Source organism: Evansella clarkii, assembly GCF_002019695.1.
Classification (GTDB): Bacteria; Bacillota; Bacilli; order Bacillales; family Salisediminibacteriaceae; genus Evansella; species Evansella clarkii.
Genome location: NZ_KV917376.1, coordinates 712,305 through 724,956 on the forward strand (window position 1 = coordinate 712,305; position 12,652 = coordinate 724,956).

15 protein-coding genes and 1 riboswitch are annotated in these 12,652 nt (G+C 40.1%); of the genes, 2 read left to right on the forward strand and 13 right to left on the reverse strand.

The window, feature by feature from the left end:
* Window positions 1–437: 437 nt before the first annotated feature.
* Window positions 438–1,661, reverse strand: a complete 1,224-nt coding sequence (locus tag BK582_RS03250) for an MFS transporter (RefSeq protein WP_078592953.1) — start codon at window positions 1,659–1,661, stop codon at window positions 438–440.
* Window positions 1,658–2,227: an NAD(P)H-dependent oxidoreductase gene (locus tag BK582_RS03255; protein ID WP_078592954.1), complete on the reverse strand. Its 570-nt coding sequence runs from the start codon at window positions 2,225–2,227 to the stop codon at window positions 1,658–1,660. The genes BK582_RS03250 and BK582_RS03255 overlap by 4 nt, the downstream gene beginning before the upstream one ends.
* A gap of 111 nt (window positions 2,228–2,338) precedes the next feature.
* On the opposite strand from BK582_RS03255, the gene BK582_RS03260 reads away from it, so the two are divergent.
* On the forward strand, window positions 2,339–3,226 hold the full coding sequence (locus BK582_RS03260) for a LysR family transcriptional regulator (protein WP_078592955.1): 888 nt from the start codon (window positions 2,339–2,341) through the stop codon (window positions 3,224–3,226).
* 85 nt (window positions 3,227–3,311) lie between these two features.
* Here BK582_RS03260 and BK582_RS03265 read toward each other — a convergent pair whose 3' ends face one another.
* From BK582_RS03265 to BK582_RS03305, 10 genes are all read right to left on the reverse strand, one after another.
* Window positions 3,312–3,974 (reverse strand): VOC family protein, encoded by a 663-nt coding sequence (locus BK582_RS03265; protein ID WP_078592956.1) that lies wholly within the window; start codon window positions 3,972–3,974, stop codon window positions 3,312–3,314.
* A 152-nt stretch (window positions 3,975–4,126) separates the two neighbouring features.
* Window positions 4,127–4,321: a hypothetical protein gene (locus tag BK582_RS26780; protein ID WP_169910819.1), complete on the reverse strand. Its 195-nt coding sequence runs from the start codon at window positions 4,319–4,321 to the stop codon at window positions 4,127–4,129.
* Window positions 4,312–4,812: a hypothetical protein gene (locus BK582_RS03270; RefSeq protein WP_078592957.1), complete on the reverse strand. Its 501-nt coding sequence runs from the start codon at window positions 4,810–4,812 to the stop codon at window positions 4,312–4,314. Before BK582_RS03270 ends, BK582_RS26780 begins: the two co-directional genes overlap by 10 nt.
* 106 nt (window positions 4,813–4,918) lie before the next feature.
* Window positions 4,919–5,422 carry a PadR family transcriptional regulator gene (locus tag BK582_RS03275; RefSeq protein WP_078592958.1) on the reverse strand — a complete coding sequence of 168 codons (504 nt, stop codon included), beginning with the start codon at window positions 5,420–5,422 and terminating at the stop codon, window positions 4,919–4,921.
* 4 nt (window positions 5,423–5,426) lie between these two features.
* The gene (locus tag BK582_RS03280; RefSeq protein ID WP_078592959.1) at window positions 5,427–7,877 is read right to left on the reverse strand and encodes an ABC transporter permease; all 2,451 of its coding nucleotides are present in this window, start codon (window positions 7,875–7,877) and stop codon (window positions 5,427–5,429) included.
* Window positions 7,846–8,565 (reverse strand): ABC transporter ATP-binding protein, encoded by a 720-nt coding sequence (locus BK582_RS03285; RefSeq protein WP_078592960.1) that lies wholly within the window; start codon window positions 8,563–8,565, stop codon window positions 7,846–7,848. Before BK582_RS03285 ends, BK582_RS03280 begins: the two co-directional genes overlap by 32 nt.
* Window positions 8,566–8,969: 404 nt before the next feature.
* Entirely contained in the window at window positions 8,970–9,458 is a 489-nt protein-coding gene (locus tag BK582_RS03290) for an acyl-CoA thioesterase (protein WP_078592961.1), read from the reverse strand.
* 179 nt (window positions 9,459–9,637) lie between these two features.
* Window positions 9,638–9,816, reverse strand: a riboswitch (cobalamin riboswitch).
* Between the two features lie 210 nt (window positions 9,817–10,026).
* Entirely contained in the window at window positions 10,027–10,317 is a 291-nt protein-coding gene (locus BK582_RS03295) for a hypothetical protein (protein ID WP_078592962.1), read from the reverse strand.
* A 104-nt stretch (window positions 10,318–10,421) separates the two neighbouring features.
* Window positions 10,422–10,655, reverse strand: a complete 234-nt coding sequence (locus BK582_RS03300; RefSeq protein ID WP_078592963.1) for a hypothetical protein — start codon at window positions 10,653–10,655, stop codon at window positions 10,422–10,424.
* 324 nt (window positions 10,656–10,979) lie between these two features.
* Entirely contained in the window at window positions 10,980–11,357 is a 378-nt protein-coding gene (locus tag BK582_RS03305) for a VOC family protein (RefSeq protein ID WP_078592964.1), read from the reverse strand.
* A 191-nt stretch (window positions 11,358–11,548) separates the two neighbouring features.
* Between BK582_RS03305 and BK582_RS03310 the strand changes: the two genes are divergently transcribed.
* On the forward strand, window positions 11,549–11,716 hold the full coding sequence (locus BK582_RS03310; protein WP_218190702.1) for a hypothetical protein: 168 nt from the start codon (window positions 11,549–11,551) through the stop codon (window positions 11,714–11,716).
* Window positions 11,717–12,249: 533 nt separating this feature from the next.
* On the opposite strand, the gene BK582_RS03315 is transcribed toward BK582_RS03310, so the two are convergent.
* Entirely contained in the window at window positions 12,250–12,627 is a 378-nt protein-coding gene (locus tag BK582_RS03315; RefSeq protein ID WP_078592966.1) for a YmaF family protein, read from the reverse strand.
* Window positions 12,628–12,652: the final 25 nt, after the last annotated feature.

Below are 12,652 nucleotides of genomic sequence, written 5' to 3' on the forward strand. Positions count from 1 at the left end.
AATACAAACTTGCAAGTAATGATGAGCCCAGCAGGCAAAGGAACATAAGACCAATAATACAAAACACCCCCTATGGTGCCAGTTTAACTTAAATAATAGAGCGTCGGAAAGTTCCTCCAGGCTTTGATTTGCTATAATGGCCACTATGTAAATACAGGAGCGTGACATATGGAAAATAACGTTTTTGAAGAGATGGCCAAAAGATATGATACAGAAGAAAGAATCAAACTGGCTCAAGTGATTGTTAAGGAATTAAGGCCGGGAATAGAAAACAGCAAGTAATCTCGATTGAAAAACAAGTTGTTATAAACGCAATTTACTATTTGCCTTCGGTGATTTCTAAAGAAAAGGCTTGCCAGCTGACAACCGTTTTGGCAAGCCTTATTTTCGTTTTCTTCCATCTTTAGTGATGCTTTATTAAATGAGTTGCCCAGCTCTTATGAAACATTTTCGTGACGATAACTGTTCTTACCAGATTGCGTTTGGACCAGTATAAATAATACCCCACCAAAAAACATTAATACTGACATAGCTAAAAATCCTGCGGCTGGGTTAAACAGATCCATTAAAATCCCTATAGAAGTAGCTGAGACCGTCTGCAGCAAAAAGGAAATCGCCATCCACACGGACATCGCCCTACCCATAAAATGCTTCGGAATCGTTTGCATTAATTTCGTATTCATGACAATCCTGATTGTTGAATTGGATAATCCAATAAACAAACTGCCTGCATACAATGCTATGATTAGATGGTTAAACATTAACGAAAACAGTACAGCAACAGCGATGCCAAAAAACAATAGAATTACCTTGTTCGTTTGAAGTCTGGCAACCAATGGTGCTGCCAGAAATCCTGATAATAACCCCCCAACTCCATAGAACATATCAGAAATCCCAAATACAACTGCATCTGCTTTTAATGTATCACTTACATAACCCGGTAAAACAACGTTAAATATCATTGTAGCGACTAACGGAATGACCGGAACAATTCCCAGAAAGAAAAGCTTAGGATTACCAAGGAGAAAGTCCATTCCATTCTTTAATGCATTAATAAACGGCTCTTTTTTATCAGGAATGGGAATGGCGCTGTACCGAACTTTGGAAAGAAAGAAGCTGCTAATTATAAAAACGGAAGCATTTATCACTAAAATCAACTCAAATCCCCAGTACTGATATAAAAATCCGGAAGCCCCGCCAGCCAGAAACATTCCTGCCTGTAAGCTGACTTCCACTAATGAGTTTCCTTTTATCAGTTCTTTCTCCGTCAGCAATTCCTGAATCAGGCTTCTTGATGCTGACATATAGACAGCCCACCCGATCCCGTTTATAGCAGAAAACATATACATATAAAGCAAACTAAACCCATCCAGAAAGATTAACGCTGTAATGGCCAATATCACAACAGCCCTAATCCAGTATGTCCACTGAATAACAGTTCTCCTTCGAAAACGGTCAATAATCCCTCCCATCAGAAGTGAAGCAAGAAACCCTGCTATCACATTAATCGACAACATAAACCCAACAACACTAGCTGCACCTGTTTGTTCTAAAATAAACCAGTTAGCTCCAATAGTAGCCATTCCAACGCCAAATCCTGAAATAATATCCGATAAGAAGAAGTATCTGAAATGCCGATGCTTAAGCAAATTAATAATCATATACTCTCTCCTGACTGGATAAGGTGTTTTTGTAAGTGGTGCTGGATTTTAGTAATATAAGGATCCAGTTCATGCAGCTTCATGGATGAATAGATCGAGAATGTCGGCAATCTGTTAAGTCCGCAGTATTCAAATGTCTTATGGACAGGGAATAAAACTTGATCCTCACTTAATCCTTCTAAGAAATCTCCCTCCGTCCCGTTAAAAGCTGACTCACTAGCCCCCCATGTAACAGAAAGCATATATTTCTTTCCGTTAAACTTTCCACCTTGTCCAAACCCTTTTGACTTCCCAAAAAATATATCAGGAATAAAGACGTCATCTATATATTTTTTTAAAACACCAGGCAAGCTGAACCAGTAAATGGGTGTCTGAATAATGATGACGTCGGCCCATTTAAACTTTTCAATCTCTTCATGTATTTTATAACCTTCTGAAATGCTCGTATGCTTTATTTCAAACTCTTGCGCTGTAAAGTCACCAATATGCTTTGACATTGCTTCATTTAAACGCCCCTGCGCCCTCTCAAAGTAATCTTGCCCGTTAATCAGCAATAGTTTTTTCATCCTGCAACCTCCTTGAATAATCTGTAAATTAAGGTTACACTATCTCTTGCAATCGTTACAGATGATTATTCCGATAGAAACAATCGAAATTTCCGATAGAAGGAGGCAGAAATGGATATTAAGCATCTTCAAACCTTTCTGGTTGCATGTGAGACATTAAATTTCACAAAAACTGCAGAGAGACTTCAATATGCACAATCCAGTGTTACAGCACAGATAAAGAATTTAGAAAACGAACTGAACCTTCAGCTTTTTGAACGTCTTGGTAAAAAACTAGTTCTCACTCATTCGGGGGAACGCCTAAGACAATACGCTTCAAAGATTGTCCATTTAGAAGAAGAAGCCAGAAACGCTATGGTTTCTGACCAAAATGGCGGCACTCTTATTATTGGCGCACAGGAAAGCCAATGTACCTATCGTTTGCCAGATTTACTGAGGGACTTCAAACTGAAATACCCTTCCATTCAGCTCATTTTTAAAGCAGCCCATTCTGATGAAGTGGCTGCCAAAAGTCTCATGGACGGGGAGATTGATTTAGCCTTTATTATGGATACGCAAAAAACAAATCCATATTTGGCATCCACACCTTTAATAAAGGAAAAACTGATCATAATCAGCTCACCTGATCATTCATTAGCTATGAGAAAAACAGTTACCGCTGAAGACTTAGTAACTGAAACGATTCTTTACACAGAAAGCGGCTGCTCTTATCGAAAGATTTTTGAAGAGATACTTAGCTATTATAAAGTCATTCCTAGAACTACACTTGAATTTGTCAGCTTAGAAGCTATTAAAAAATGTGTAGCCGCCAACTTAGGCATTGCCGTTTTGCCGGAAATGGTTGTTGAGAAAGAAATAAGCGAAGGAGATTTATCAGAGGTGAACTTTGAGGTTGAGATGCCCGTTATGGTAACACAAATGGCAATACACAAAGACAAATGGATCAACCCTCCATTGAAGGATTTTATGTCTATGACAAAGAAATATTTTAAACAATAATATTTTGACCGAAAAAAGAGGACGAGTACTTGACTGAACTCGTCCCCTTAATTTTTCCCATTGCTGCATTTTTTTTATAAATAAATCATTTAATCATCACTTTTCCATCTTCCTGTTTAATCGAAAACTCCCCCATTCCTTCAATGCTGACTTCTAATGGGAAAAATTGTGCATCTTTATTGGAGAAAAACCACCGGCGCCCCCTTTTTACTATTATAAAAAGACCATTTTCATTGCCCACTGGAGTTAATCCTTCACTATCTTCTCTCCAGTTAGGGATACCCATTTGATTCAATGTTCTTGCAAAGGGAATAACCTCATCAACCACGATCCCAATCTCACTAACATTAAGAAAATCATCAGATGAAAAACTGTGATCCACTTCATTCTTCAAATTGTGGCGGGCAATAAATTCCAGGATATTACCTGAGGGATCTTCGAAGTATACAGCATGTGCGTTCCAGCTTTTAAAGAACACTTCATCTGATTCCCCTTCTGTATTTAACGGCACTTTTGATTGTATCCAATGCTTGGCTTCTTCTATTTTATTGTGTGGTATATTGATTGCGAAGTGATAAAAAGGCCCTGATTCTCCTACTGATTCCTGAAAGGTAACAGCAGTTAAACCTGCTTGCACTGTAAATTCCTTCTTAGCTTCTCTAACGACCTGGAGCTCAAGTGTATTTTTATAAAAATCTCTCATTTCATCTAATTTATTAGTTAATAATGTAACCTCCGTAAACTTCATGATTCTCTCTCCTTCATGTATTAATCTGTAAAGCATTAACAACGTCTCTATTAATTATCTTACAAACTTCTTTATATCATTGGCTCATATAAAAGATGTAATTTTTCTGCAACTTTAGTAGTAGATAATTAACCCAAGGTTTTATTAAACTATCATCCAGCTAATCTGATTCTCCTTTTAAAGGCAATAAAAAAAAGCCGCAAAAGCAGCTTTCTTGGTCTATTTTCGGCTTTATTCCCGATAAAATAGTTAACCTCGCTAAATCCATAACCAGCCTTTTCAGCAACAACAATTTTGTAGTTGTTGTCATATTGTCCTCCAGAAAAGAAGGTTTGTTCTATGACCACTTTTCTTCATCATCAATCCATTGCTTGTTTTTTAAGTCATATGATTTATAGTCATCTGAGAAAACAAAATATGATGGTAAGCTGATTGTATCTCCACCTGCTTTTTCCCAGCATCCCCTGAACCAGTCAGCAACTGCTTTTTGCTCTTGCTGAACTAACGTTTCTTCGTTCTCCTCGTAAAAATCAAAAAAATCATTCAGCTGATTTTCGTTTAATTGATAATATACAACTTCCGGCAGGACATCGATGCTGCCTGCAAAAACTTTGGTGTCAGTACCATTGTCAAAAACTTCGTTAGCTTCTTTATCCATAGAGAACAGTCTGATTGCTATCTCAAATCTTGTAGGCTCCATGAATGCGGAGAACTCCAGCAAATCTGTCTTTGGAGAGAAATTATATGTGAAGACTTTTTTCAGATTCTCTGTTAATAAATCCGATTGTTTATGAAGATTTGCTTTAATTGAACTAATATAGCTATCAACTGAGAACATTTTATTTGCCTCCCCCACAGCAGTTTACCTTATATTACCACAAACCTGCCCTCTCATCCTTTTCCCAATCCCGCCGGCCCCCTTTCAGGCACGGCGGGATTCTGTATTATTGCTGGCGATTTTCCACCCTTGTAATCCAATTCAAATCTGCTTCCAGATGTAACAGCGTCCCTGTAACCAGAAGATACCTGTCTTCATCGCCGTTTATAAGGAGCTCCGTTTTCAATCTGGACAGTTCCATGGTTTCCTTTATAATAAGCGCTTTTTGCTGATCAAGCATCTGTTTTTCCTCTTTGAATCCGATCTTTCTGGCACAATTCCATTTAAAGAAGAAATCTTCTTTCACAGAGTGATAAGGAACAGAATCCAGCAGCCATTTCTCAAGCGTTTTTATTCCTTTTGCCTCAATGGCATAAAGTTTTCGTTCCTGGTCGTCTGTCCCAGCTGAGGTTACCATACCGTCACGGGCCAGTCTGTCCAGAGTGGTATAAATCTGTCCCGGATTGATTTTTCCTTTCAGGCCGATCAGTGAATCGACCCCCACCTTTAAATCATAACCATGATGTTTTCCATTATATAGAATCGTTAAAATTCCGTATTTTACCGACATGATATTACCCTTCTTTTAGTGAAGATTGAAGTTTAATGTTTGAAGCATGACTCCCGGCAGACCAGGATGCAAGCAGGCTGAATACCAACCCAGTAATAACAGCAATAAGCACATAGCTCACCGGAATCTGGAAGGCAAGAAAACCTTCCATTAATGCAGAACGGCTTGCGGTGAAAATAAGGAGGACCCCAGTAATAACTCCTCCAAAAACACCCGTTATCCCGATAAGCAGCCCTTCTGCAAGGGTCATCTGCTTAACCTGAGTAACCGTAAATCCGACTGCTCTCATTGTACTTATTTCAGACGTTCGTTCCACGGTGTTCATCAGCATTGTATTCGCAGTGCCAATACTGGCCAGGCCGATCATCAAAATCATCAGCACATAAATGAGACTATACATTTCAGATATGGCTGAGGTTGTAGAATGTATCTCGTCTTCCACCGTTTCTGCACCGGAGAGCTTATGACCAAAATCCTCCCAGACCCTAGTAAAGAACGAATGACTATCTTCTCCCAGACTGAGCAGCAAATCAAAACTTTCACCCCATCCGAAAGCTTCCTGCATCTGACCTTGTTCCATGAATGCAACGTAACCTGAATAGTGAGAGGTTGAAACATTCCCTGAGACTTCCAGCTCCTGTTCTCCCTCTGGTGTATTTATTATCATCTTTTCCCCAATTTCTCCTCCCCACTCTTCATATGCACGATTTCCGAGAAGGATAGACGGCTGGCCGGCTAGCTGGCCGTTTAAAGTAATATCAGGATGATCATACAGAGAAGGGCCTCCGGAGTTGATCGAAAGAACGGAAAACTGCCTGTACTCGCCACTAACCGTTCGCCATGTTATTGGTGTCGCTTCCGCCAGCTCATGAACCTCCTTCACCTCTTCATATGATTCAAGATGTGAAATATCTTCTGCGGTCCATGGCGATTCAGAGGAAATTCTTATATCACCGCCATATGTACTTCGGATTTCCTTCTCATACCCATCAGGCGCTGATTCTACCACTGCACCCAGCAAAAGAATCACTGCAACCCCAACTGCCAGAATTGCGGATGTATTAGCATTACGGCCCAGCTGATAATGAAGATTTTGTACTGCTAAACTCCCCCCGTACCCAAATACATACGATAGAGCAGGCCTGATAACTTTTGATGTAACGGTAAGAAAGAATGGAAACAGAAGAATTATGCCAGCCAAAATCCCCACATACGAGATGGGGTGATCCACAAAAACAAATGCAAGAAGCACTATACCCGCAGCAAAACGCAACGTCCTTTTATTGGAATTTGCGCCTTTTTCTCCTTTTAGCGTAAGCAAGATTGATGTTTTCCCAGCACTATAAATCGGGACAAGAGAAAAGAGGACGGGAAAGACGAAACCTGCCACAGCTGAAACAATTGCCGGGGTTACCCAATTCAGTGAGTATACCATATCGAAAGCAAACACGCTGAGAAGCGCAACCATAAAAAGATCTCCAAGCCAAACACCAAAGGGCACCCCTATAACTACCGAGACGGAGGCTAAAACGAGAACTTCTGTAAGGACCAGCCTGGATATGGAGGACTGAAGGTAACCAAGACTTTTCATAATGGCAAATTCCTTTTTCCTCTCGATAACACTTGTATAAATCATATTAAATACAATAAATCCGCTAATTAAAATCGCAAGACCCGCAATTAAATAGAAGAACGTATACAAACCGCCGATGTCATTACTCTGACGATCATCAGCCACCACCGGCTGAATAAATTCAGAAGAGCCCTGAAATTCTTCCTGAAGAGTCCGGAAAAGGCCCTCTCCATCCCCTTCCGTCTGAATCCGCATATAAGAGATCTCTTCATTCATACCTGTCCATTCCTGCAGAATATTAAGGGGTATCATTACGCGAAAACCCGCTGACTGTGCGCCTTCCCAGTCAGCAGGACTGGCTAATATCTGCACATATTCCACAATTGCTGAAACTTCGAGTTCCCCCATCCCCTCAAAACGAACAGAGTCTCCAATTTCCTTCCCGAGCAGACGGGCGACTGGTTTCGGTAAAATTAAACCCTCATCTTCCAGACTTCCCTCTGTAACTGGCAGCTTTATAAGGGGACTGGAAAAATCGCTGACCCCTGTGATACGTACAGATCGTTCATTTTGCGGTCTGTCTTCCTCCAGTTCGAAAAATGCCTGTTTATCGAGAACAAGAAGGGTTTCACTTACTTCTGGATGCACTCCCAACTCCTCGATATTTTCTTCTGGAAATGTATGGTTGTCACTAAGAATCCAATAATCTGCATCGGCAACATACATCTGCTCGTAGTAGGAGAAAACATCCTCGGTTGTCTTATCAGCCACAAGCATGGCCGCCATAACCGCAACCCCCATTACCATTGCTGCCAGGGTAAAGAAAAACCTCTTTTTTCTACGTGTAATATTACGCCAGGAAATTAGCCAGATATTCAGCATAATCGTCATCCTTTCTCGAAATCATCCGGTCAATCCTGCCGTCCTTAAAAAGAACAATCCGATCGGCAAATCCGGCTGCAAAAATATCATGAGTGACCATGACAATTGTTTGATTGTATTTTTGATGAAAGGAAACTATCAGTGCCAAAATCTCCTCGGCTTTCGCCCTATCCAAATTACCAGTTGGTTCATCAGCCAGCAGAACTTCTGGTTTGTTTACAAGAGCACGGGCAATGGCAACCCTTTGCTGCTGCCCTCCACTAAGAAGATTCACCCTCTTCTTTTCAAGACCTGACAGCCCAACTGCTGCAACCAAATCATTAATTCTTTCCTTAGCATCTGCACTCATCTTTCCTCCTGCATGAATAGGAAAAGCAATATTTTCCTCGACACTAAGATTTTGAAGCAACTGATAATTTTGAAACACAAACCCTACATTTTCCCTGCGGAAAATTGTTCTTTCCCTCTCTTTCATCGCTTCAATATTTTCTTTATCAATCTCTATAGTTCCATCATCCGGCACATCAAGACCGCCAATCAGCTGAAGAAGAGTGCTTTTACCTGATCCACTTGGTCCCATAACAGCCACAAATTCCCCTTTCATTATGTTAAGGTCTACCCCGTTCAACACACGGGATTGTTCTTGTCCTTGAGAAAAACTTTTCCTTACATTCTGTACACTAATCATCAAACCCCTCCACTTTCACTTTATATACAAAGTATGTATTAAAAATCCCTTTATTTTATTATTAAAGGGGTATAACACATTATTAATTATATACTAAGTATATAGTATATTTATGTTTTGTAAATAGATTACTGAATAACACAAATAAATCTGAGGGTTGAGCTGCTGAAGTAAATGAGACAATAAAAAGTTCAGCCACATGTAGTAGCTGAACTTTTAGATGCTTACACTTCCATTCCAAGTAAAAGTAAGAGAATATATGATTTACTGAAAGCTTAATCTCACGTTCTCCAGTACAGCATTTGGTATCGGTGCTGTTTCCTGCCTTCTTACCTATACAGACTCCGGAACATCTGTCATGTGTGAAGCGAACATAGCAGTCTCCCATGCTGGGCTAAATAGGTTCAGACTCTGCACTCCTTTGAAAGTTCATTAATCCGCAATCTTCTTTCTTTTCTCGCCTGGGCGTTTTGGAATAACTTTTTCTCTTCTTCTGTTTCAGGCTCCACGCCGCTCACCGGTGTCGGTTTGCCTTTCTCATCTACCGCAACCATTGTCAGGATAGCTGTTGTGGTCACCGTCTTTTTTCTTGATTTTAAACTTTGAGTTTCTACTTTCACGTAAACTTCCATTGAAGTTCTGCCAGTGGAAATAACAACGCCTTCTAAATACAGTATGTCCCCTACTTTAGCAGATGAAAGAAAGTTCACCGTATCAATAGAAGCGGTTACCACCACCTCCTGGCTGTGCTTCATTGCCGTTATGGCAGCTATTTCATCAATATAAGAGAGTATGACGCCTCCAAAAATAGTGCCTAAATGATTTGTATCCGGCGGCAGAACCAGTTTTGTAATTGTTGTTCTCGAAATACCAGCAGGTAATTTCCCTTCCATACTTCATTCCTCGTTTCTGTAGATTGATATTGAATTTTCCGGGGAGGAAGGAAAGATAAACCCAATAAAAAAACCATCACAATGGATGGGTTTATGAATAACGGGGCAGCTTCAACCAGACAGTAAAATATACTGTCGTTTATGTGCACCTCGCTATACCTTCCCAGTTCCCGAAGAAGATAATACGGATAACGATGGCAGGTCTCCTGACTTGTGCCTCTGCCTACTTTAATCCCTTCCCGTCTAATGACAGTGGATTTGATTATTTCGTCAGCACTTACAGTTGCGGGTACAGTTCCGGATTTGCACCGGATTCCCTATTAAGTCTTTATCAGACACCATAGTTATTGGTTAATATCAGTATGCTGTTGTAACTTAAACCATATTCTATTCTCCTATGTAAACTACGGCTGCCCACAGAAGAATAGATTGGAAAGTTCAAACACTTCTTTTTTATACTAGCAGAATACTCTGATGATAGCCACCATTGTCGGGGGCTGCTATCAAAGACCAACTATTACACTCGTAACTCCCTGCAGTCAGGCAAGACGGTTAATTTTGTGCAGTTCTATGCAAAGTTAGCCCCAAAATATAAAAAGAAAGAAATAACAGAAACATTGAAAATAGTAATAACCAGGGCCACTAAAGGAATAAGTTTCTTTTCCTTTCCGGACCTAAGTGTAACGATAGCCAGCAGTAACGAAATAATGGTTCCTGCTACTATAAATACTACAATAGGGACCGTTAATGCTTCATTTGTTGCCGTTGCAAGTGGGTCTAAAAGAAACATTGCCAGCGTGACCAAAAGACTTATAAATAAAAACAGTAAAGACTTTTTCGTTACAGATTTTCCGTTCATTAGTTTCCCCCGGTTCGTGATTGCTTTCGCTTATGTATGGTTAATAAGAAGCTGCAAAAAGCTGCTCCCTTCAACTCTCACTGCCAGCTGAAGTTCACCTGTTATTAACAATCACACTCATATTCTTTAAATTTATATTCTCTGCAGAACCTTACCTCTTTAAAGTCCCTTGAATCTGATTCGTACACCTTCACTAAAGGGGCAACATCTTTCTTTGCAAATTCCCTTATTTGCGTCTCAATATCAGCAGAAGAATCCAGTGGATATTCGTTCATATCCTCGTAAAGATTATTGTGTTCACAAACTTCATACGTCACAGCAATATAAAATCGCGTCATGGGACCCTCCCTCTATATATTAAATGCCTCCCTTTATTTTAACACCATTTTCCAGTGAAGAATAAAATAAGCCGCAAAGGCAGCTTTCTTTATCTAAAGAGAATTAATTATTTTTGTACCATCTGTAATCTTAGTTATATTATGTTTCCACATCGGTATGACATTTCCTTCCACAATTATTTGAAGTTTAAAGGGACACCAGGCATCGGTACTAGGTGCCTACTCCCGGATAGCTTGTTGTCTCTATGTTTTCAGCAGCAAGCCTGAAGACAAGAAAAAGCATGGGGTTCAAAAAACCCATGCTTTTGCCATGCAGCTTGTTTGTTATTTATCTTCCCGGAGTAAGTAACTGTTGCCGTCCTGGTCTTTAAAGGAGAACATTGTGCCATAAGGCATTCTTTGCATTTCTTCTACTTCCACGCCGCTTTGCTGCATTTTTTCATAAGCAGATTCTATATCCGTGGTGCTGAACAGAATCGAAGGATGTGCCACCGCGGAAGAGTTGTACTGCTCCATTGCAGGCTTGGAGTAAAGGACAAGGGTGGTGAATTCCTCCTCACTCGGGCCCACTTCGATCCAGGCCATGCCAGGTGCCATTTCCTGTTCGAACTTTAATACGAAACCGACTTTGTTCAGCCAGAAATCCTTCGCTTCTTCCTGGTCGTTTACATAAACAGTTACCTTGCCAATTTTGTTGATCATACGATTGCTCCTTCTGTTTTTTTTAGTATGTATTATTTTATCATTTCATTTTGGCCAAACCAATTCTATACTTAAACAAGAGCAGAGTACAAAATTCAATTAGGTTAAGATTGTTTTAAATACCTTCAGAAGCTAGGAGTTTTAATATGAATTGGATAAAAAAGATGACACCAGTGCAAGGATTAGTAATAATGGGTACGATTGTTGTGATTGTGGCAGCATCCCTGATAGCAACTCAATCATATTTTGGTTATTTGGAAGTGACAGAAGCGGCTAATCGTTGTTTTGATAAAGGTGGTCTTCCTGTTATTGAAAAGTCCGGACTGAGAATGACTTACTTTCATTGTAATATGGAATAAGTCATGGTCATACGACCGTTTTTCACGTCTGCAAAGCTAGTTTCGGTCGTATGACTGCTTTCTACAACCATTTACGAGCATTTAAAAAGACACGAAGAATAATCTTCGTGCCTTTTTTAAATATGAATTTTATTAAATCTATGCCTGATACACTTCTGCTTTTTCGTCTGCTTATTTGTCTGCTTTCACCTCAGGGTTTTCGCCACAAGTCTCAAGCCATTCCACGATATATTCCGAGAATAGTTCTGATACTCCTGTCCTTCTGTATTCAATTTGCCTCTCATCTCCTATCACAGTACCCTGGTATTGACCCAGGAAAATGATGTGACTCAATCATTTTCGATGTTTGCTATAAATTACTATTATGCAGAAACAGGATAGTAAGATATGGATAATAACATTTTTGAACAAATGGAAAAAAGATAGGATACAGAAGAAAGAATGGACTTCGTTAAGGAAGTATGGTCAGAATTCCCAAGCAGCAAATCAAATTAACATCTTTTTTAATCCCCTGTTTTTAAAATAATGAATTTTTACCTGCTTGTTCTTCCACTGTATCTGTGGCTGTGCGGTGTTTCCCCGTCTACTGATGTTACACCTCTGAACTCATGGTAATGGCCGCCGCCAGGTAAGCTGATTGCCGGGCCTGTCACACCACGGATTCTGTGCCTGTGCCTTGCATCAAAAGAAGTAATAGTCATATATCTGTGCGTGTGCTGAACGCCGCTTCGTGCAGGTTCCGTCGTGCCGGCATATCTGTGATCATGTCCCACATCAAAAGAAGTAACCCCTTTAAATTCATGATCGTGAACCGGGACACCATCCCAGGAGGTAATATACAACGTATGAGAATGAAGCGGTCCGCTGTCATCTGAGTCCATGATAAAACCAGTGATAGGAATATCAGGCATAATACATCCCCCTTTCATTTTTAAA